Raw genomic sequence first — 20,869 nt, 5'->3', positions numbered from 1 at the left:
GTCAGGTTAGTCCGTAGGGGTTGACGGGCCAGGAGGGGACCGCGTCCGGAAGATCCTCGCTGACCTTCATCGGGAACTCCGCCGGGCGCTTCTCCAGGAAGGCCGTGACGCCTTCGGCCGCGTCGGGGGCGGCGCCGAGGGCGTTCATGAGGAAGGAGTCGGCGCGGTGGGCCTCCCACGGGGAGGCTGCCGACAGGCCGGACCACATGAGCCGCCGGATGGCGGCGACCGAGACCGCCGAGGTGTTGTCGGCGATCTCGCGGGCCAGCGCGTAGGCGGCCGGCAGGAGCTCCTCCGGGGTGTGGACCCTGGAGACCAGGCGGCCCTCGAGCGCCTCGGAGGCGGAGAAGACGCGGCCGGTGACCGCCCACTCCATGGCCTGGGCGATGCCGACGATCCGGGGCAGGAACCAGCTGGAGGCCGCCTCGGTCACGATCCCGCGCCGGGCGAAGACGAAGCCGAACCTGGCGGTGTCGGAGGCCAGCCTGACGTCCATGGGGAGCGTCATCGTCACCCCGACGCCCACGGCCGGACCGTTGACGGCGCCGATGACCGGTTTGAGGGAGCGGGCGATGCGGAGCGCGACCGTGCCGCCGCCGTCGCGGGGCGAGCCGTCGACGGTGTCCTCACCGCCGTACATCTCCTCGCTCCTGCGGTGGTTGAAGGTGTCACCGCCGCCACCGAGGTCGGCTCCGGCGCAGAAGGCCCGGCCCTGCCCGGTGACCACCACCGCGCGCACCTCGTCGTCGGCGTCCGCCCGGTCGAAGGCCTCGATCAGCTCGCCGCGCATGACGTAGGTGAAGGCGTTGAGGCGGTGGGGGCGGTTCAGCGTGATGGTGGCGATCCCGTCGGCCACGCCGTACTCGATCTCGGTGAAAGGCATGGCAGAACCTTATTCCAGTGGAAATGTCAGGATAAAGCCGGATTGCTTCTCATACTGTTCACCTATTCGCCGCCCACGGGCTCCGATCCCCGCCTTACCATCTCCCGTGCGACGCCCAAGTCGCGGAGGAATTGGGGAGCAGGTGCGGGACAGATCAAGGCCGTCCGGGGTCGGCGCGGTCATCGGATGGACGGCCCTGTCCGCCATCGCGCCGGGGGCCGCGCACCTGCGCGCCGGATGGCGCAGGACCGGGCTGGTGCTGCTGTCGGTCTACGCCGCGCTGCTGCTGGCCCTGCTGTGGGTGGCACTCACCGCCGACCTCGGCGACCTCGCCGGGAAGCTGGTCGCCTCCTCCTGGCTGACCGCCGTCACCGTGGCCTCCATCGCGCTCGGCGCCGCCTGGTCCGCGCTCGTCGTGCACTCCTTCGTGGTGCTGAACCCGGGCACGCTCCCCCGGGCCGGCCAGGCCGTCGCCGGGACCCTCGCGGGAGTGCTCGCGGTCGTCATGCTGGTGCCCTTCGGCCTGGTCGGGCAGTACGCCGCGGTCTCGCAGTCGGCGCTGGATGAGGTCTTCAGCGCCCCCACCACGGCGCCGCCCTCGACGGGTCCGGCCGGCGAGGAGGACCCGTGGGCGGGCCGGGACCGGGTGAACATCCTGCTGCTCGGCGGCGACGCCGACACCCATCGGGTGGGCGTGCGGACCGACAGCATCAACGTGGCCAGCATCGACGTCGAGACCGGCAACACCGTGCTGCTGAGCCTGCCGCGCAACCTGGAGAACGTCCGCTTCGTCCCGGGCTCGCCGATGGCCAGGCGCTTCCCCGACGGCTTCCGGCTGCCGGCCAACCCGGACGGCTCGCGCGAGGACCTGCTGTTCGCGGTCTGGGAATACTCCGACGCCCACCCGGAGATCTTCGGCGGGCGCAGGAACCAGGGCACCCGGACGCTCATGGAGACGATCGGCTACACCCTCGGCCTGAAGATCGACTGGTATGCCCTGGTGAACATGTGGGGCTTCGCCCGGCTGATCGACGCGATCGGGGGCGTGCGGCTGACGGTGCCGCAGGACGTGGTCTTCGGGAAGTACAACGAGGGCCTGGTCAAGGCGGGCACCCGCAAGCTCCGTGGGGCCGACGCGATGTGGTTCGCCCGCTCGCGCACCAACAGCAGCGACTTCGTCCGGATGGGACGCCAGCGCTGCGTGCTGGGCGCCCTGCTCGCCCAGGCCGACCCGGCGACCGTGCTGTCCCGGTTCAACCGGATCGCGCTGGCCACCAAGGAGCTCCTGCGGACCGACATCCCGCGTCCGATGCTGGAGCACCTGGTCCCGCTGGCCCTGAAGGTGAAGGGCGCCAAGGTGACCAGCGTGCAGTTCGTACCGCCGCTGATCAACACCGGCTACCCCGACTGGGCCAAGATCCGCACCGTCACCGCCAAGGCCGTCCGCGCCTCGGCCGCCACCCGCCGGCACCTCACCGCGACCGCCGGACCCGCCGCTCCGGCCGTCACGCCCGGCCCCGGCCCGGACGGGACCACGGCCACCACGCCCAGCCCCGGTTCCGGCGCCACCCCCACTCCCGCCCCCGGGTCCCGCGCCACCTCCGCCGTCACGCCCGGTCCGCAGTCCAGCGCCAGGACGCCGGACGCGGCCGAGCCCAAGGGGATCACCGACGGCTGCGGCTGACCCGGCCCACCACGCGGCAGATCTTCCGATGACACCCGGCAACGGAGAACCTCAGGCCAAGGTAGACGAGTGTCCCGCCAGCGGTGGTGAAGGGTACGGCGTTGCTCTGATCTCGGCTTGGACCGGCCACCGGGTCTGGACGGGCGGCTTCTCCTAACCGAGAGCAGATCAGCGGTCGAACTCGCCGGACTTGACGCCGCCGACGAACGCTCCCCACTCGGCGGGGGTGAAGAGCAGCTTGGGGCCGTCAGGGTCCTTGCTGTCACGGACCGCCACCACACCGGGCAGATTGGCAGCGACCTCGACACACTGGCCACCATTTCCCGAAGATCGCGACGACTTCCGCCAGATGGCGGCGCTCAGGTCCATTCGCGTCTCACTTCCTCGATCATCTTGAGGGATATGCGCTCAGGATAGGCCCACAGCCGTATCGCCTCATATCGTTCCTGAATGGAAGCTACGAATTCGCAGTCATTCGTGACATGCCCCTGAGCCGGTGAGTCTGCGTGGATGGTGATCGGCTGCCCGTTCGGAAGCTCAGCGATCATGAAAGCGCCCGCCAGGCCGGGGAGACATTCCGGGTCGACGACTTGAACGGAGACAGAGGGGCGCTCAGAAACTTCCAGCAGGTGATCGAGTTGTCCGCACATCACCTCGGCTTCACCGACCTTCCGGCGCAGCACGCCCGCGTCGATAAGCACAAGGACGAAGGGAGGGTTGTCCCGGTCGAGGATCTACTGCCGCCGCATCCGGGCCTCGACCCGTTCCTCCACCGCCTCGGGAGTTGCTCGGGGCTCCCGGTTGAAGATGTGTCGGGCGTAGGACTGCGTCTGCAGGAGGCCCGGCACCAGGAGGGGATCCCAGGAGCGCAGGACGAGGGCGCTGGGCTCGATCTCCTCGGCCCAGCTCCGGAACCAGACCGGGCCGCCAGGCTGGGCGATGATGCGCTGGTAGAGCCGGATGAAGGAGGCACTGTCGGCCGGCCCGAAAAGCCGATCCAGCCTCTCCGCGTCGGACTTCGACGGCGTCCGGGTGGCCTTCTCCAGGCGGCACACCTGGGTCTGGGTGCAGCCGAGTCGGGAGGCAACGGCAGTCTGCGAGAGCTGTGCAGCCTCCCGCAGTCGGCGCATCTCGGCGCCGAACAGCACGCGCGGGGATCCAGGGTCGAGAGAGGGTCCATCATCCATCGCATTTCCTCCCGAATTAGAAAAAACGGACTTAATAACCAGCCGACGACACCAAACTCGATCTGGGTAGACCAACGACTGTCATTATCCGCCCTACCCTGGATTGTCGATCCGATAGTCGACCTGCCATCGGCAAGGCATTCTAGGCACAGAAATTCTCTTCGCGACAGCACGAGAAAGAAAGCAGTTCGCCATCCTCCTTGACAGAAATAGACCAGGCCAAACATGGATACGACAGCGCTCTTTAACGTCTGGATCATAAACATCTGAATGCGCCCGGAAGGGGGGTCATGGCGACAGGCAAGCCGCCAGCCGGACGAATCGTAACTCTGGTCCGTGACGACAAGGCCGCCTTAAGATCGAGAGGCAAGGCCTGCCATCGCCTCAAAGACGGCCATCACCGACAAACGGATGCGGGAAGGGTGTGGCGGAAGCGCGCCGAGTGGGTGAAGATTGGTACGTCCCGGAGTCCGCTGCCCCCGGAGGTACTGAATGCGCGTCGTCCGCCTACTGGCCATCGGTTCAGCACTGATGATGGCGGCGTCTGGATGCACTTCCGAGCCTTCACTGAAGGAAGTAGCAGCGCAACTACAGAAAGACACCCAGCGACTGGAGGCCGACGACGTATTTAAGAACCCACTCAAGAAACTACGCATCCTGCAGCGTCCGGACAAGGACATTCCCTGCGCCAAGGACGGGTTTAGACGGGTACTGCGGGCAACGGCCGATTACCAGCGCAGCAAGGAAGAAGTACTGGACTCTCACCTGGACGGAGCCCAAAGGCTCATGGAAAACACCCTTTCCCAAACCCTGGGTTACCGGATGGAATATGACATAAGCCAGGCAGACGCCCCGGAAGGGCGGTTCATCCATGGCAGCAAGGAGATAGGGATCATCGTGAACGTGTATGTGGCACCAGAAGCCCCGACCTGGCGGCTGCACGCGCAGACCGCCTGTCTGCGACGCTGAGAGAATTGACCGCGTCAGTCACCGTCCCGGGCCTTCAGTAGGTTCTCAGCCAAATCGCTGGTCTGGACCCGTGAGGAGTTTTCAATTTTATCATCGAGCTTTTCATTGCCGTCCATCCAGGCCTCGTAAACGGCCAGCTTCTCCTGGAGCTTCTGCTCCCATTTCCCGTCACCGGCGACCTCACGCTTGGCTTCGGCGACGAACTCGCCATACGTCTTGAGGGCGCCGGTAGTCGTGCTGATGAGCTCCTTGGGAGGTTCGCTCGCCGGGTATCCGCCGTTATGGAGAAGATGCGCTATGTCGTACTTCAGGCGTTTAGCGAGGTCAGACCGTTTCTCGGTAGCCGCTTCGACCTGTGTCTCGAAGCTGTCGGCCCAGTCATCGGAGAGAGAGCTAACGATGTATGCCTGGGCGAGATCCCATCCGAGTTCGGCAAACTGGTCTACGACAGGAATCCCACCGAGGAAAAATCCGGCGGTGTTCTTGGTGAAGTCGCGCGCCAGGTCGGCAACGGCGTCCTCCTCACCGAGCACGTCTACCATCGTCCTGAAGGCGACGCTACCGAAGTCGCCGAACATCATCGAGATGTCACGGAAATAATTGTTGTCGCTCCGCGCGTCCAGACGGGCGGCGGTCAGCAAGGTGTCATGGCGGAACCTCGCCACCGTCGAGTTGAACTCGTCGGCGAGCTTCTTCTCGCCGACGAAGGTCTTCATGAATTGAGAGGTGTCGCCGGGACTGAGGTAGAACGCCGGGGTCACCCCAGGAAGAGGTTTCCAGTGCTCCGGGACTTTCAGCCCCGATGCCCGATCCACGGCCTTGTCGAAGCGCCCGCCCGAAACCAACTCATGCACATACGACTTCGCGATCACTCCCATGGAGTTCTTGGCAGTCGTCGGCAGGTCATCGCCGAAGGAGCCCGCTGCTCTGATCGCGTCCAGGGCGAAGGCTGCGGCGGCCGGGCTGTGCTGGCCGGCCTTCTCGGTCGTGGCCTCGGTGCCCGCCTCCACGACCCGGCCGAAGGCGTCGGCCACCTCGTCTCCGGTGTCGATCGTCTTGGCGTAGTCGAGGAGCTGTTTCATCTTGTCGACCTGGCTCAGCTTGACGTCCGTACCGCCCATCTTGGTGAACGCGTCCCGCACGGCCGCGCCGTCTCCGGCGAGCACCCCCAGTCCCATGGCGACCAGGTCGGAGGAGTATCCGTATGCCTTCGTCTCGGTGTGCCCGACGGCACGGCGGTCCTGGTGGGGATCCTCGGTGAAACCGTCCAGGGCCAGCCCACGGGCCGCCGCGCTGCGGACGCCGGAGGGGGCGTTCGCGCCCTTGAGCAGCGCGAGCCGGTTCCAGGCGGTGGTTTTGTCCGTCGGCTTCACCAGATCGCTTCTGACCTTGGCGAACGCCGGGACGAGGGCGGGGGCGCGCAGGGCGGCGCCGAGGGCCGTGCTGAAGGCGGCCAGGTCCTTCTTGGCGGTCTTGCTGCCGGTGCGCGCTATGCGACTCGCCAGGCTGTCACGGACCTTCGCCGGCAGCAGGGCGAAGAAGGCGGCGGCGGCCTGGGGGTTCTCCGCCAGTTTGGCGATCTCGTCGGCGTGCTCGTGGATGAGCGCGGCCTGGAGCTCGCCGCCGTGGTTGACGAGGATGTCATTGCCGTACATGTTTGCCAGGCCTCGGGCGGTCTCAAAGCCTTCCAGCTCGTCGGGCAGGCGGACGAGCGGCGACCGGTCGCCTCCGCCGCCCAGCTCCGGGGCGCCCTTGCCCAGGTCGTTGATCAGGTCGATCCGGCCGTGGAGCATGGAGACCTGTGTGCCGCCCCAGTCGGCGATGTCGGCGATCTCCCGCAGCGCGGGGGTGCTGATCCCGTGCCGGCGGAGCTTTCCCTCGAACTCCTTGCTGAACGCGGTCAGCCGGTCGGCCGCACCGCTCAAGGAGGTGGCGAGCTGCCCCATTCCCGCAGGATCGATGCCGCAGAACTCGGCGGTGGGTGCCATGGAGCGTTCCCCCTCACGGTCACGACGGTCATGTGCGCCCGGCCATCTCCCGGCGCGCGGCGTTCGCCTGGGACGCGGTCACCAGCGGAGGAGTGCGGCGCAGCTCCTCCTCGATCGCGTCCACCACACGCTGCGCGAGCCGTCCCAGCCGCTGGTGCCGGTCTTCCAGCTCGGTGGTCCACTTGGCGGCGGTCGGCCCCGTCCAGACCTTCCCCGACCGCATCGCCGAGGAGGCGCGCTGATAGGCCTGCCGTACCTCCTGAGTCCTGCCCTCGGCCTCCGCGAGAAGGCGCTGCAGCTCCGCGTGCCGGGGATTGGGCACCATCGGCTCGGCCACGCCGCCCCCGTCCTCTCCAGGACCCCGTGATGAAAGAAAAAAATTAATACCACAATAGGTATAGATCGTCTATGCCGACAAGGCCAAGACGCCACCGGCATCGCGCTTCTTTCGTTGGAGCCATAACCACGAGAGCGGATGGGTCTGATATTTCGGTCATTCCATCTCATGCCGAAACGACCATTCCGTCCGACAGCATCGGAGTAACGGATGCAACTGTTCGAAGAGCACATCGACGATATAGAAATCGCCGCCAAAACCGCGTCATGGGTGTGTTTCATCGCCATTTTCGCGCTGGTCCTCACCCGTCACGTGGGCACGCCTCTGGCCATCGCGGTCGTCATCATCTGGGTGTCCCGCATCACCCTGTACCAGATCAAGGAGACCCGGGTGCGCTGGGACGAGAGGGACGCCGAAGAACGGGAACTCCGTCGTGAGCAGCAGCGCGAGAACCGTGAACGAGAGCTGCGCCTCCAGATCCAGCGGCTACAGCGGCCGGACCGTTGACCACCCGCCGCCACTCCGATCATCCAAGGCCAGGGTGGGAAGGCGCCGTCGCATCACCGCTGAAGGTCTCATGGAGTACAGACGGCGCGATGATCTGAAACGACGGACTGCCGCTGACGATCTCACCACACTCGGCCAAGGGCTTGGCCTCTGAAAATGACCTTCGTTATGATCCATGACGCCGACGCCCTCTACGGCAACACGCTCCGAAACCTGTTCATCTGCGTCACCCAAGCAGGTGTCGCTGCGCAGAGGATCTTCCAGCTCTTCAGCTGCGCGTTCGCGCGTTCACCAGGACCACGGAGCTCGGCGTGGGAGCGGTTGGCCCGCCTTGGGGACTTGGGCTTGTTCTTGCCCTTGTACGGGGTGACGACCGGGTCCTGGGCTCTCTGGTACGCCTTGCCGGCCAGGGTGATGATCCCGGCCGTCTCCAGCTCGCGCAGGATGCCCCAGATCCGGGGGAGCTCAGGTCGTGGGCTTTGCCGGGCAGCGCTCTGGAGGTCCACAGGATCGGACCGTTCACCTTGCGGTGCCGGCGGATCATTCCGGCGACGTAGTTCAGTAAGGGAGCAAATCCGTCCAGCATGCGCTCAACTCAGTGTTTTCGAGGATTCACGCAAAGCGAGGACACCGGTTGCCAGCGACGAGTAGGCACTCTATCCACTTGAAGACCGTCGGCTGCGGCCAACAACACTTCGCACACCGGTCGGCGCCCCGCTGCCGGAGAGCGCCGGCGGCGCTCAGGCGGCGTAGGACTCCTTGGCCAGACGGCGGACGCGGGCCACGTCGACGGTGTGGCCGAGGCCCGGCTGGGTGAGCGGCACGGCCACGACGCCGCCGGAGGCGCCGACCGGCGGGGTGACGATCTGCGCGCTGCGCGGCGGCTCGGCCACGTCGCAGGGCAGGCCGCAGCCGGGCAGGCTGGCCGCGGCCACCGTGGCCGCCCGGGCCAGGCCGGTGCCCTGGCCGCCGGCGCAGGCGATCTCCCAGCCCGCCGCCAGGGCGCGGTCGTGGACCCGCCGCACCTCGCGCAGGGAGCCCAGGACGGCCGGGCGCAGCAGCAGCGCCCGGCCCGCCCCGACGAGGATGGCCTCGTCGAGCTCGGCCAGCGAGGACACCTCGAGCAGGACCGGGGCGGCGACCCGCTCCTGCAGGTCGGCGTGGTCGGCGAGGCCGGCGAACGGGCGCTCGATGGACGAGAGCGTGTAGGCGTCCAGCGCCTCCAGGGCGCCGACGTCGGTGTAGGCGCCACGGGCGTCCACACCGATACCCAGCGCCGGGTACGCCTGGCGGACGGCGCGCAGCGGCTCGATGTCCCAGCCGGGGTGGACGTCCAGGGTGATGTGGGCGTAGCCGGCGCAGACATGGCGGTTGACCCGCGCGACCAGGCTCTCCAGGTTGCGCTCGGCGCCGATCCTGACGGTGGCCATCAGCGAGGTGCGGCTGCCGCCCAGCGCGTGGGAGAGCGGCACCCCGCGCATCCTGGCCCACAGGTCCCAGCAGGCCATGTCGGCCGCGGGGCCGCCGGGGACGGCGCCCAGCTCGTCGGGGTGCTCCCAGTCGACGCCGATCAGCGCGTGGGCGAGCCCCTCCTCCAGGGAGGCCCAGGTCTTCGGGTCGGGGTCGACGACCTCTCCCCAACCGGTCATGCCCCCGTAGTCGGTGAGCCGGACGAGGATGCTCTCCGGCCGCCTGCCGTACGGCAGGACCAGGCGGAACATCTCAAGCTCGCGCACGCGCGGCATGAATTTCCCTCATCTCTGCTCGGAAAACGCGAATCCCGCCCGGAGGCGGGACTCCCCCTCAACGCGGAGGAGGGCGGCGTTCTTCCCATAGTGCCACGGGGTCAGTCCCTGAACCGGCCCGCGACCAGCACGCCCGTGCTCGCCATGAGCGCGGTCAGCGCGAAGCACACGAGGTAGACGGGCCCGGCCGTGCCGAAGGCCGCGACGATCGCGCCGACGACGGCGACCGTGACCACCGTGAAGACCGACTCCCCGATCCCCATCGAGGCGCTGTTCTCACCCTCCTCACCGGGGCGCGACAGCTCCAGGACGAGCACCGACAGCGTCGGGTAGACGATCCCGATGCCGAACCCGAGCACGGCCTCGCCGACGAAGGCCAGGGCCACGGGGACGTCCGCGAAGACGGTCAGGGCCATCAGCACGATGCCCGTGGCGATCAGGGCGGGGCCGGTCCGCAGGATCAGGACCCGGTCGTAGCGCTTGCGCCCGACGACCCACGAGCCGAAGGACCAGGCGAGCGCGCCACCGGTGAGCACCATCCCGGCCTGGGCGGGCGACAGACCGCGCTCCCCGGTGAGCATGAGCGGCAGGAACACCTCGCCGCCGAAGACGGTGCCGGCGGCGATCCCGCGCAGGGCGATCACCGAGGGCAGGCCCCGCGCGGCGCGCAGGGTGCCGGGCGGCAGCAGCCGGGGCAGCGTGAGCACCAGGACGAGCAGTCCGGCGGCCAGCAGGATCAGCCCGGCGCCGCGCGCCGCTCCGCCGTACTGCATGAGCGCGGCGCCCACGGCCGTCAGCGCCGCCCAGCCCAGCCGCCGCATGATGGAGGTGCGCTCGCCCACCTCGGGGCCGTCCCCGGCCGGCGTGGTGGACAGGCCCCGCCACAGCAGCAGGGCCGCGGGGGCGACGAGCAGCGGCACCCCCAGGAAGACCCAGCGCCAGCCCAACTGCTCCACCACGATGCCGGTGATCGCCGGCCCGACCATGGACGGCACCACCCAGGCTCCGGCGAAGACGGAGAAGACCTTGGGGTGCATGGCCGCCGGGTAGATCCGTGACACCAGCACGTACATCGAGACCTGGAAGATCCCTCCGCCGAAGCCCTGCACGAACCGGCCCAGGATGAACAGGTCCATGGTGGGCGCCACTCCCGCGATCACGAGCCCCACGGCGAAGGCGCCCACCCCCGCCCAGAGGGGGGCGACCGGTCCTCGGAGGTCGGCCCAGCGCCCGCCCAGCACGGTGGCGACCATCGCGGCGGCCAGTGACCCGCTGAAGGCCAGGGCGTACAGCGCGAGCCCGTCGAGCTCGCGGCCCACGACCGGCATGGCCGTCGCCACGGCGAGCGCCTCGAAGGCCACCAGGACGATCAATGCGACCATGCCGACCGTCAGGGCGCGGTAGCGCTGGGCGAATATCCCCTCGGATGGGGCGAGAACCGTCGTAGCAGTCATGATCAGACAGTACGGGCGCCACTCCGCCCCGGGCATCGGTCCCGCAGGTCAGCCCTTGGTCGTAGGACCCGCCGCCTCGACATGGGAGAGCAGGCCGCGCAGGATCAGGTCCAGGCCGAACTCGAAGCGCTCGACGCCGCGGGCGTCCACCAGGTTGCCGACCTGGGCGACGAGGTCGGGGAAGCGGTCGGCGGGCAGGCTGCGGCAGAACTCCTCGATCTGGCCGGAGAGCTCCCCCGTGAAACTCGCCGGGTCCTCGCCGCCGGCGCGCCGCGAGCCCTCGTAGGTGTCGGAGCAGACGTAGAGGCCGAGCCGGTCGACCATCAGGGCGGCGACCTTGGGCGGCACCCCTCCGGCGAGCATGATGGCCAGCTGTGCCTCGCCGACCCGCAGGGCGTTGGGCCCGGCCGGGATGGTGGACAGAGCGACCTTGGCGATGTCGGCGTGGGAGCCGAACACCCGGAACGTCTCCATGACCAGCTCCCTGAGCTGCTCCAGCCAGCGCTCCGGCTCGGGCTCGGAGGTCCGGATCTCACCCATGACCTCGTCGTAGACCAGACCGAGCAGCTCCTCCTTGTTCTCCACGTGGGCGTAGAGGGAGGCGGGGCCGGTGCCGAGCTCCTGGGCGACCCGGCGCATGCTCAGCGCGTCGAGCCCCTCGGCGTCGAGGATCCGCAGCCCGGCGGCGACGATGAGATCCCTGCTCAGGACGGGCCGCGGAGCGCTCACCCGGCGAGGCCTGCGCCACGGCGGAGCCGGATGTCGGTCATCCGCCGATCGTATATCGCGCCCACTCCCTCGCGAACGCCGTACGGAAAGGCGAACGGTGTGCATGGCGCGAATGCTGTTCGTCGCCACCGCGACATCGCCGCACGCCGGACGACGCCCATGACAACGCCGCATGCCGGACAGCGCCCACGACATCGCCGCACGCCGGACAGCGCCCGTCCGGCGCCGTCACGGCCCCGGACCGCCCTGGACCCCGCGGACGGCGTGGCGGGCAATCAGTACGGGCAGGACATATCCCGTTAACCGCGCGCACGGGTGGCCGTTCACCGGCGCTTCTAGCCTCGGGACGATCGGGGAACGGTCCTGTTGATCCTCACATGAGAGGTCCGTCAATGGAACGTCGTACATTCCTCCGCGCCTCGGCCCTCGGCGCCGGCACCTTGGCCTTCACCGGCAGCCTCTGGCAGGACGCCCTCGCGGCCCCCGCCCAGAACGCCCCCGGCCCCTACGGGCCCCTGCTGGCCGCCGACGGCAACGGCATCCAGCTCCCGGCGGGCTTCACCAGCCAGGTGATCGCCCGGTCCGGGCAGACGGTCCCCGGCACCTCCTACACCTGGCACAGCGCCCCCGACGGCGGCGCCTGCTTCGCCGACGACGGCGGATGGATCTACGTGTCCAACTCCGAGGTCAACCCCGGCGGCGGCGCCTCGGCGATCCGCTTCGACTCCGGCGGCGTCGTCGTCTCCGCGGTCTCGATCCTGTCGGGCACCCGGCAGAACTGCGCCGGCGGCGCGACGCCGTGGAACACCTGGCTGTCGTGCGAGGAGGTCAGCCGGGGCTACGTCTACGAGACCCACCCCTTCGGCGGCGCCGCGGTGCAGCGTCCGGCCCTGGGCCGCTTCAAGCACGAGGCGGCGGCGGCCGACCCGGTCCGCAAGGTCGTCTACCTGACCGAGGACGAGACCGACGGCCGGTTCTACCGGTTCGTCCCGGCGACCTGGGGCGACCTGTCGTCCGGCAGGCTGCAGGTGCTCCGCGCGGGCTCGACCACCTCCGGCGCCTTCACCTGGGCCGACGTCCCCGACCCCGGCGGCTCCCCGACCGCGACCCGCAGCCAGGTCTCCGGCTCCAAACCCTTCAACGGCGGCGAGGGTTGCTACTACGCCAACGACACCGTGTGGTTCACCACCAAGGGCGACAACCGGGTCTGGCAGGTCGACGTCGCCGCCGGCACCTACGAGCTCGCCTACGACGACAACCTCGTCAGCCCCGGTACGGCGCCGCTGACCGGGGTGGACAACCTCACCGGCTCGGCCTCCGGGGACCTCTACGTGGCCGAGGACGGCGGCAACATGGAGATCTGCCTGATCACCCCGGACGACAAGATCTCCCCCTTCCTGCGGATCAACGGCCAGGGCTCCTCGGAGATCACCGGCCCCGCCTTCAACCCCGCCGGCGACCGCCTTTACTTCTCCTCCCAGCGCGGCACCTCCGGATCCTCCTCCGGAGGGATCACCTACTGCGTCAGCGGCCCGTTCCGCACCTGACGCCCGCCCGGGCCGTACGGAGCCACCGGCCCGTACGGCCCGGGCCGGCCCGCGCGGGTCCGGGTCCAGGCCCGGGAGGAGGCCCGCCCCAAAATAAGTCCGACCGGTCGGTCATATTGTTTGCTAGAGTGACGGCGTGATCGACGGACGGCTCCAGCGCGGTGAGCGGACCCGCCAGGCGGTGCTCGACACCGCCGTCAGGCTGGCCTCGGTGGAAGGGCTCGACGGCCTGTCACTGGCCCGGCTCGCCCAGACTCTCGGCGTCAGCAAATCCGGACTTTTCACACATTGGCCGGATAAGCAGGCACTCCAGCTCGCGATCGTGGAGCAGGCCCGGCAGCAGTGGGTCGAGCAGATCATCGAGCCGGCCCTGCGCGCGCCCGGGAGGGTGCGCAAGCTGTGGGCCCTGCATGAGCACCGCCTGGCCTTCTACGCCTCCGCGCAGCTGCCCGGCGGCTGCTTCTTCCGCGCCGTCGACGGGGAGTTCGACGACCGGCCGGGCCCGGTCCACGACGCCATCGCCGCCGCCGTCGACAGCTGGATGGACCTGCTGACCCGGCTGGCCGGGCGGGCCGTCGAGCTCGGCGAGCTGCGGCCCGGCACCGACCCCGGCCTGCTCGCCTTCGAGATCGAGGCGCTCGGCGCGGCCGTGGTCGTCCACACCCACCTTCTCCACCACGAGCACAGCCACCGATACGCCCGCCGCGCCGTGCTCGACCGGCTCCGGGCGCTCGCGACCGACCCCAGCATCCTCCCGGAGGCCTGACATGACGACCGCCCTGCAGATCGGGCACATCCAGCCCGTGCAGATCCACTTCGAAGACCTCGACGCCATGGGCGTGGTGCACAACGCCCGCTACGTCCTGCTGCTGGAGCGGGCCCTGTCCGGCTACTGGGCGGAGCACGGCTGGGCCTTCGACCCGACCCGCCCCCACTTCGCCGAGATCTTCTTCGTGGTGCGCGAGTTCTCCATCACCTACCACGTGCCGATCAGCACCGTGGGCACGGCCGCGGTGCACTTCTGGGTGGAGCACCTCGGCACGACCAGCGTGGTGTACGGCTTCCGCGTGCTGTCGGCCGACCACGGCGTCGTGCACGCCGAGGGCCGCCGCGTCCAGGTCAGGCTGGACCCCGCCACGCTGCGGCCGAGCCCGATGAGCCCGGCCCTGCGCGAGTCCATCCAGCCGCTGGTCCTGACGGCGGGCCACCTCGGCTCCTGACCGCGACCGTAGGCCGGCGCGACTCCTGACCGCGACCGCGAGCCACCTCGGCTCCTGACCGTGGGCCGCCGCGACCGGGGCGGGAGCTCGGCCGATCATGAAGCGCTAGAGTCCACCCCAGTCCTGAAATTTCATGATTCGGGGAGACGGATATGCGGGGATCCGCACTGGAGCACCTCCTCCCGGCCGGCGGCGAGCTGGCCGAGCACCTGCGCAAGAGCATGGAGGAGGTGGAGACCCGGCTGCGCGCGGTCGCCGCCGACTCCCCCGACCCGCTCATCGCCGAGGCCGCGGGCTATCTCCTCGACGCGGGCGGCAAACGGTGGCGGCCGCTGCTCGTGCTGCTCGGCGCGCAGTTCGGCGACTACGAGACCGTGTCGGTGCTGGACGCGGCGGTGACCGTCGAGCTCATCCACGCCGCCTCCCTCTACCACGACGACGTCATGGACGAGGCGCCGCTGCGGCACAGCGTGCCCAGCGCCCAGGTCCGCTGGGGCAACACGATCGCGATCCTGGTCGGCGACCACCTGTTCGCGCGCGGCGCCACCGTCAGCCTCGACCTCGGCGAGCCCGCCAGGAGAGCGCAGGCGCACGCCTTCGAGCGGCTGGTCAGGGGCCAGGTCAGGGAGGTGGCGGGGCCCAGGCCCGGCGAGGACGCGGTCGAGCACTACCTCGACGTGGTCCGCGACAAGTCGGCCGCGCTGATCGCGCTCGCGGTGCGGCTCGGCGGCATCTGCGCCGGCGCGGACGACCGGGTCGTCGAGGCCCTGACGGAGTACGGCGAGGCCCTCGGCGTCGCCTTCCAGCTCTCCGACGATCTCATCGACATCCTGTCGCCGCCGGTCAGCTCGGGCAAGGCGCAGGGCACCGACCTGCGGGCCGGCCTGGTCACCCTGCCGATGCTGCACGCCCTGCGGGAGCCGGGAGCCGTACGGCTGCGCGAGATCCTGGGGTCCGGGCCCGTGGCGGACCCCGCGCTGCACGCCGAGGCGCTCGACCTGCTGCGGGCCTCGCCGGGCATGGACTCGGCCCGCCTGGAGGCCGAGCGCCACACCGCGCGGGCCAGGGCCGCCGCGGAGCGGCTCCCCGACTCGCCGGCGCGGCGGGTCCTGGAGTCGCTCTGCGACCTGGTGGGCGGGCGTTCCGCCTGACCTCGGAGGCCGAGCGGGATCTGCGTGCAGGAGCTGTCGATGTTGCCCGCATTGTCGATGGCGCGCACGTACAGCGTCCACGCGGAGGAGGAGTTCTCGGGCTTCATGTAGTGGAAGGGCAGGCCGTAGGTCGCGTACGCGGGCCGCTCGGCGGTGTCGCCGGGCTGGAGGGCCCACTCGACGCGCTCGACGCCCGCGCCTCCGGTGTCGTCGGCGCTCGCCATGATGCGGACACGCTTGCGGCCCTGGTACTCGTCGTAGGTGACGGTGGCGCTCCAGGATTCCCGGACGCCGCCCACGACCGCGGACGCCGACGGCGCGTACGCCCTGAACCTGCACCGCCGTGGGCGTGACGCCCACGGGCACCCTGCGCTTCTACGACCCGTTGAACCCCGACCGGTCGTGGGCGAGCCCGTTCTGGGCGTATCCGGACGGACCTGGTGGTCCACGACAGCTCCCCGGTGCTCACGGCGACGGTGGGCCAGGGAGCCGACCGGCGGTCCGTGGTCGAGTGGCGCAACGTCGGGTGTGGCGGCGGGGAGTGCGGGCGCGCGCTCTGCCGCCGAGACCCGTCCGGTGCGACGGCAGGCTCACCGCTCAGCGGCCGAGCGCCGCGCGGACGACCTCCCGGTCCTTCTCCTTCTCCAGCTCCGTCAGCTCCCGGTACGGCAGCCGCTGCTCGGCGGGGGCCCGTTCCCCGTTCCGCCTGAGCCACTCCTTGTGCACTTCCTCGCTGGCCTCCTCCATGAACTTCTCGCTCCCCAGGTCCGCTCCCCGCTTCTCGCCGTCGCGCACCAACCTGACCGCCACGTCCGCGGAGTCCCTGTTCTCCTGCTGCCAGTCGCGCGGCAGGTGCTTGTAGTCGGTGTTGGCGATGTCGACCCGGTCCGTGCCGTGTCTCTTCGCCCACGCCCGGTCCGTGGTCGTCTTGATGCGGGGTTCGTAGCCTCCGCCGTCCAGCCGGCGCGGAGCGCGCCAACGGTCGTGCAGACGGCCGGCCACGGTGTCGACCCTCTTGGCCCGGGGAGTCTTGAAGAGGCTTTCGAGGACGTGCCCGACGCTGCTCAGGACCTTGCGGAGCATGGCCATGAACTTCCCGGCCAGGTCGGCCGGACGGGGCAGCAGGTGCGGAGCGGCGGTGATCCCGTGGCGGCGGCGACCCCGGCGAGCAGCCCCCCGATCCGCTCGGTGGTGTGCTTGGAGACGGTGGTGTGCTTGGCGATCCACAGGCCGTTGGCCGCGGCGGTGAGCCGGTCGGCGGGCTCGGCCGCCTGGGGCGGGGGGCCTCCGTGACCGGTCACACAGGCGTGCGGCACGTCGATGACCGGCCCCTGGTCGGCGCCGGCCGGCCGGTAGGCGTGTCCGCCGTCGGCGGCCGGCTGCCGGTGACGGGCGATCTCGCCGGTCCCGCGGACGTCTCCGCTCCCGTCAGAGAGAGCCACCTGACACCTCCGAACCCCGTGTGCGCGATCTGGGGCAGACCCATTCGATCATGACGGCCCGCCAGGAGGATACCGAGCCCGGATCACGGTATCGATGATCATGGAATGGGATTCGGGACCGATCCCGCCCGGATTCCGGATCATTCCCGACGGCGCCTCCGCGGAACGGCCGGCCGCCCGGACATCCCACCGTCCGGACGGCCCACCGCAGAGCGGGCGTCGCCTGTCGTCCCCAGGCGCCCCCACCGGGCGGCCGGACGTGAGGGCATCGCCGCCGGCCATGGCGCTCTGACAGGGGCGGGCCTCCGTGCCACCCTTGTCAGAGCGAGATCATGTGCGTGCCCCCCCTGTCAGAGCGGGATCATCTGGCCGTGCGCTCCAGCTCCCGCTCGGCCCACTGGCCGATGTCACGTCGTTCGATCGCCGCGGCCATCAGGCCGGGGAAGGCGTCGGGGGTGCAGGCGAAGGCGGGCACCCCCAGCGCCGCCAGGGCGGCGGCGTTGTCACGGTCGTAGAAGGGCGCGCCCTCGTCCGACAGCGCGAGCAGCACGATGACCTGGACCCCGGCCGCGGTCATCTGGGCGACCCTGCGGAGCATCTCCTCCCGGACACCGCCCTCGTAGAGGTCGCTGATCAGAATGAAGATCGAGTCGGTGGGCCGGGTGATGAGGCCCTGGCTGTAGGCGATGGCCCGGTTGATGTCGGTGCCGCCGCCGAGCTGGGTGCCGAACAGCAGCTCCACCGGGTCGTGGAGCTGGTCGGTGAGGTCGACGACCGCGGTGTCGAAGACCACCAGCGACGTCCTGAGCGAGCGCATCGAGGCGAGCACCGCGCCGAAGACGCTCGAATAAACGACGGAGGCGGCCATCGATCCGCTCTGGTCGATGCAGAGCACGACCTCGCGCTGGACGGCCCGCTGCCGCCTGCCGTAGCCGACCAGCCTCGACGGCACCACGGTGTTCCGCTCGGGCAGGTAGTTCTTCAGGTTGGCCCGGATCGTGCGGTCCCAGTCGATGTCGGCGACCCGTTTGGGCCGGTGGGTCCGGGCCGAGCGGTCCAGCGCGCCGGTGACGGCCGCCTTCGTCTTCTGCACGAGCCGCCGCTCCAGCTCGGAGACGACCTTGCGGACCAGCGCACGGGCCGACTCGCGCGCCTTCTCCGGCATCACCCGGTTGAGCGACAGCAGCGTGCCGACCATGTGGACGTCGGGCTCGACCGCCTCCAGCATCTCCGGCTCCAGCAGCAGCCGGGTCAGGTTCAGCCGCTCGACGGCGTCCTTCTGCATGACCTGTACGACGGTCGAGGGGAAATAGGACCGGATGTCGCCCAGCCAGCGCGCCACCCTGGGCGCGGAGGCGCCGAGACCTCCGCTCCGCTCGTCCGCGCTCCCGCCGCCACCGCCGTTGTAGAGCGCGGCCAGGGCTCCGTCCATCTGGGCGTCGGTCCCGGTGAGCGCGCACCCCGTGCCGTCGGCGTCACCGCCGAGCACCAGCCGCCAGCGGCGCAGTCTTTCGTCCATCACTCGGCCTCCGCCTTCCCCAGGATCATCAGCACGGTCCGCACGGCCGCCGCCGCGCGCTCCTCGTCGAGCTCCGCCACCCCCTCCGCGCCGGGGACCGCCCCGGTCACGAGCGAGCGGACCCGCGAGCCGATCGAGCGCCGTTCCGGCGCGGCGAAGGCGCCGAACGTCCGGCGGAGCAGGGGCAGTACGTCCACGAACGTCTCGGGGGCGAGCCCGGTGAGCCAGCCGTCGATCAGCGCGAGCAGCCGGGCGTCATGGACGAGCAGCAGGCCGCCGCCCGACAGGAACCCCTCGATCCAGGCGGCCGCCCGGGCCGGCGGGTGCCCGGCCGACATGGCCCGCGACATCCGCGGGCCCACCTGGTCGGCGTCGAGGTCTCCGGCGTCCAGCAGGATCCTGGTGAGCCGGCCCTCGATCAGCCCGTGCAGGTCGGAGCGGCCGCAGGCACCGCGCAGCGCGGCCAGCCAGCGCGTCTGGGGCGATCCCGCTCCGGAGGCGCCGTCGAGCAGGGCCACGGCGGCCTGCACCCCGTCGATGTGGCGCAGCAGGTCGCGGGCGGCGTCGTCGTCCAGGCCGGTGACCGCCCCGCCCAGCCCGACGCAGACCCTGGTGAGCAGGGCGTCGACGATGGCGGCCAGGCCGGTGGCGGGGGTGCCGCGCACGTCGCCGTAGCGCTGGGCGCGGACCATCGCCGGGAGCGCGGCCATCAGGTGGGTGACGTCGCTGTCGAGCGCGGCCCGCGCCGACAGCGCGTCGAGCACGTACGGCAGCGCGTCCGGCAGGTCGGCCAGCAGACACCGCTCCACCAGCCCGGTGAGGCCGGCCAGCGAGGGCCCGGCGGGGGCGGCCGCCCGTCCGCCGGGCGCCCCGGGCACCGGTCCGGCCGGCCCCTGCCCGGCGGCCCCCTGCGACGTGGGGCCGGCGGGCTGCCCGCCGTCGGCGAGGTCGCGGACACGGGCGGCGGCCGCCGCCGGGACCGTGGTGCCCCAGGCGCCCGCCTCGATCAGGTCGACGTCGAACTCGGGGCGCCAGGCGAGCGTCCACGACTCGCGGAAGGTGCCCTTGCTCCGGCTCTCCTGGGGCGTGCCCCAGTCGACGCCGAGCAGGCGCAGCCGGTGCAGCAGCCTGCTGCGCTCCAGGTCGAGGGGCCTGCGCAGGTCGAGGTCGTGCTCACGGTCCAGGGCCTCGGGCTTGAGCCGCAGCCGGCGCTGCTCCTCGCGGAGGTGGCGCTGGAGGGGGACCATCGGGGTCGCGTCGGGGACGTGGCCGAGCCGCTCCCCCACGACCATGCGCCGCTGGATCAGCTCCACCGGCAGGTCGTCGCCCTCGCACAGGACGGCCCGGACCGCCTCGGTGACCTCCGCCAGCCCCGCCAGCGGCCGTCCCCGGAGCACGGCCAGGCTCTGCGTGAGCCGTACCGCCTCGATGACGTGGGCGGAGGAGACCGGCAGGTCCTCCTCGCGCAGCACCCCGGCGGCGGCGGTCAGCCACCGCTCCACCGGACGGTCGGCGGAGGCGAACAGGTGGTGGTACCAGCCCGGTGAGGTCACTCCCGCGCCGTATCCGCTCCAGGCGGCCAGCCGCCCGTAGGTCCACGGCACCCAGGTCATCTCGGCCTTGACCTTGGGCAGCCCCCGCAGCAGCTCGTCGTCGGCCTTCACCGTGGGCAGCCCCGCGCCCCAGCCGGCGCCCTCCTCCGCCGTCCCGGCCAGCGCGGGCACGTGCCAGGCGCCGCAGACGACGGCGATCCGCTCGAACCCGTCCTTGACCGCCCTGCGGATCGTGCGCCGCATGAAGGCCTCGCGCCTGGCTTCGTAGGCGTCGGCGACGTGCCCGTCGCGGACCGCCGCCATGGCCTCGGCGATCACCCGGAACGGCGTGTCGCCCCGGTGCTCGACCACGTCCTCCCACCAGCGCTCCGGATCGTCGTATCCGGCGGCGCGGGCGAGCGTCCCGATCGGGTCGGTCCGTACGGCCGGCATCCCGGCCTGCGGTCCCTCCCCCTCGGGCGGCTCCGTCCCCGGCGCGTGCCCGGCCGGTCCCCGCCGGTCCGCCGGCCGGCCGTCCTCCGGCCCCGCGTCCTCGGGTGCCGTGTCCGGTGCCCGCCCCTCTCCCGGCTCCTCCTCCGGGCGGGAGGCGAGGCTGTGGGCGGCGGGCAGGTCGCAGAAGCGGACCGGGACGCCCGCCTCCACCGCGTGACGGATCGCCTGCCACTCCGGGGAGAAGACCGCGAACGGCCAGAAGGCGGCCTTGGACGGCTCTCCCGGCACGTAGGCCAGCAGCGCCACCGGGGGTTCGAGACCGGGGTCCTTGGCCAGCTCGACCAGCCCGTCCGCCTCCGGCGGGCCCTCGATGAGCACGATGTCCGGCCTGAGCCGCTCCAGCTCGTCTCTCAGGGACCGCGCCGAACCCGGCCCGTGGTGCCGGATGCCCAGCACGGAGACGCTCACGGGCGGCCTCCGATCGCCGGGGGGCCGGCCGGTGACGGGCCGCGGCGGGCACCA

General features: G+C 70.7%; 19 protein-coding genes and 1 pseudogene. 7 read left to right on the top strand and 13 right to left on the bottom strand.

Features of this window, described 5'->3' with window-relative positions; all coding sequences use genetic code 11:
• Window position 1: 1 nt before the first annotated feature.
• Window positions 2-883, bottom strand: a complete 882-nt coding sequence (locus tag J2S55_RS30640) for a crotonase/enoyl-CoA hydratase family protein (RefSeq protein WP_306868078.1) — start codon at window positions 881-883, stop codon at window positions 2-4.
• 142 nt (window positions 884-1,025) lie between these two features.
• On the opposite strand from J2S55_RS30640, the gene J2S55_RS30635 reads away from it, so the two are divergent.
• A complete protein-coding gene (locus J2S55_RS30635; RefSeq protein ID WP_306868076.1) occupies window positions 1,026-2,567 on the top strand; it encodes an LCP family protein in 1,542 nt (513 codons plus the stop codon).
• 168 nt (window positions 2,568-2,735) lie between these two features.
• Here the strand turns inward: J2S55_RS30635 and J2S55_RS30630 are convergent, their stop codons facing one another.
• Together J2S55_RS30630 and J2S55_RS30625 are read right to left on the bottom strand one after the other, a co-directional pair.
• Window positions 2,736-2,936: a DUF397 domain-containing protein gene (locus J2S55_RS30630; RefSeq protein WP_306868075.1), complete on the bottom strand. Its 201-nt coding sequence runs from the start codon at window positions 2,934-2,936 to the stop codon at window positions 2,736-2,738.
• Window positions 2,927-3,697: pseudogene (locus J2S55_RS30625) on the bottom strand (helix-turn-helix domain-containing protein). The gene J2S55_RS30630 and the pseudogene J2S55_RS30625 overlap by 10 nt, the downstream one beginning before the upstream one ends.
• A 549-nt stretch (window positions 3,698-4,246) precedes the next feature.
• Here J2S55_RS30625 and J2S55_RS30620 point away from each other — a divergent pair.
• Window positions 4,247-4,723, top strand: coding sequence for a hypothetical protein (locus tag J2S55_RS30620; protein ID WP_306868073.1), 477 nt, complete (start codon window positions 4,247-4,249; stop codon window positions 4,721-4,723).
• 14 nt (window positions 4,724-4,737) lie between these two features.
• Here J2S55_RS30620 and J2S55_RS30615 read toward each other — a convergent pair whose 3' ends face one another.
• Together J2S55_RS30615 and J2S55_RS30610 are read right to left on the bottom strand one after the other, a co-directional pair.
• A complete protein-coding gene (locus J2S55_RS30615; RefSeq protein WP_306868071.1) occupies window positions 4,738-6,711 on the bottom strand; it encodes a hypothetical protein in 1,974 nt (657 codons plus the stop codon).
• 28 nt (window positions 6,712-6,739) lie between these two features.
• Complete coding sequence (locus J2S55_RS30610) at window positions 6,740-7,048, bottom strand: hypothetical protein (protein WP_306868069.1); 309 nt, start codon at window positions 7,046-7,048, stop codon at window positions 6,740-6,742.
• A 210-nt stretch (window positions 7,049-7,258) separates the two neighbouring features.
• Between J2S55_RS30610 and J2S55_RS30605 the strand changes: the two genes are divergently transcribed.
• On the top strand, window positions 7,259-7,555 hold the full coding sequence (locus tag J2S55_RS30605) for a hypothetical protein (protein ID WP_306868067.1): 297 nt from the start codon (window positions 7,259-7,261) through the stop codon (window positions 7,553-7,555).
• Between the two features lie 191 nt (window positions 7,556-7,746).
• Here J2S55_RS30605 and J2S55_RS30600 read toward each other — a convergent pair whose 3' ends face one another.
• From J2S55_RS30600 to J2S55_RS30585, 4 genes are all read right to left on the bottom strand, one after another.
• Entirely contained in the window at window positions 7,747-8,061 is a 315-nt protein-coding gene (locus J2S55_RS30600) for a transposase family protein (protein ID WP_370879713.1), read from the bottom strand.
• A 234-nt stretch (window positions 8,062-8,295) separates the two neighbouring features.
• On the bottom strand, window positions 8,296-9,300 hold the full coding sequence (locus J2S55_RS30595) for an enolase C-terminal domain-like protein (RefSeq protein ID WP_306868065.1): 1,005 nt from the start codon (window positions 9,298-9,300) through the stop codon (window positions 8,296-8,298).
• Window positions 9,301-9,401: 101 nt separating this feature from the next.
• Complete coding sequence (locus tag J2S55_RS30590) at window positions 9,402-10,754, bottom strand: MFS transporter (protein ID WP_306868063.1); 1,353 nt, start codon at window positions 10,752-10,754, stop codon at window positions 9,402-9,404.
• Window positions 10,755-10,802: 48 nt separating this feature from the next.
• Window positions 10,803-11,483: a TetR/AcrR family transcriptional regulator gene (locus J2S55_RS30585; protein ID WP_306868062.1), complete on the bottom strand. Its 681-nt coding sequence runs from the start codon at window positions 11,481-11,483 to the stop codon at window positions 10,803-10,805.
• A 392-nt stretch (window positions 11,484-11,875) separates the two neighbouring features.
• On the opposite strand from J2S55_RS30585, the gene J2S55_RS30580 reads away from it, so the two are divergent.
• From J2S55_RS30580 to J2S55_RS30565, 4 genes are all read left to right on the top strand, one after another.
• Window positions 11,876-13,030 (top strand): alkaline phosphatase PhoX, encoded by a 1,155-nt coding sequence (locus J2S55_RS30580; RefSeq protein ID WP_306868060.1) that lies wholly within the window; start codon window positions 11,876-11,878, stop codon window positions 13,028-13,030.
• Between the two features lie 136 nt (window positions 13,031-13,166).
• Window positions 13,167-13,796, top strand: coding sequence for a TetR/AcrR family transcriptional regulator (locus J2S55_RS30575; protein WP_306868059.1), 630 nt, complete (start codon window positions 13,167-13,169; stop codon window positions 13,794-13,796).
• Between the two features lies 1 nt (window position 13,797).
• Complete coding sequence (locus J2S55_RS30570; RefSeq protein ID WP_306868057.1) at window positions 13,798-14,250, top strand: acyl-CoA thioesterase; 453 nt, start codon at window positions 13,798-13,800, stop codon at window positions 14,248-14,250.
• A gap of 152 nt (window positions 14,251-14,402) precedes the next feature.
• Entirely contained in the window at window positions 14,403-15,401 is a 999-nt protein-coding gene (locus J2S55_RS30565; protein ID WP_306868056.1) for a polyprenyl synthetase family protein, read from the top strand.
• Window positions 15,402-15,998: 597 nt separating this feature from the next.
• Here J2S55_RS30565 and J2S55_RS30560 read toward each other — a convergent pair.
• From J2S55_RS30560 to J2S55_RS30545, 4 genes are all read right to left on the bottom strand, one after another.
• Complete coding sequence (locus J2S55_RS30560; RefSeq protein ID WP_306868054.1) at window positions 15,999-16,484, bottom strand: hypothetical protein; 486 nt, start codon at window positions 16,482-16,484, stop codon at window positions 15,999-16,001.
• A complete protein-coding gene (locus J2S55_RS30555) occupies window positions 16,466-16,843 on the bottom strand; it encodes a hypothetical protein (RefSeq protein ID WP_306868052.1) in 378 nt (125 codons plus the stop codon). Before J2S55_RS30555 ends, J2S55_RS30560 begins: the two co-directional genes overlap by 19 nt.
• A gap of 361 nt (window positions 16,844-17,204) precedes the next feature.
• Window positions 17,205-18,362, bottom strand: a complete 1,158-nt coding sequence (locus J2S55_RS30550) for a VWA domain-containing protein (RefSeq protein WP_306868049.1) — start codon at window positions 18,360-18,362, stop codon at window positions 17,205-17,207.
• Window positions 18,362-20,815 carry a DUF5682 family protein gene (locus tag J2S55_RS30545; protein WP_306868047.1) on the bottom strand — a complete coding sequence of 818 codons (2,454 nt, stop codon included), beginning with the start codon at window positions 20,813-20,815 and terminating at the stop codon, window positions 18,362-18,364. The genes J2S55_RS30550 and J2S55_RS30545 overlap by 1 nt, the downstream gene beginning before the upstream one ends.
• Window positions 20,816-20,869 lie beyond the last annotated feature (54 nt).

This window comes from Streptosporangium brasiliense, assembly GCF_030811595.1.
Lineage (GTDB): Bacteria > Actinomycetota > Actinomycetes > Streptosporangiales > Streptosporangiaceae > Streptosporangium > Streptosporangium brasiliense.
This window is presented reverse-complemented; position numbering and strand designations above follow the sequence as displayed.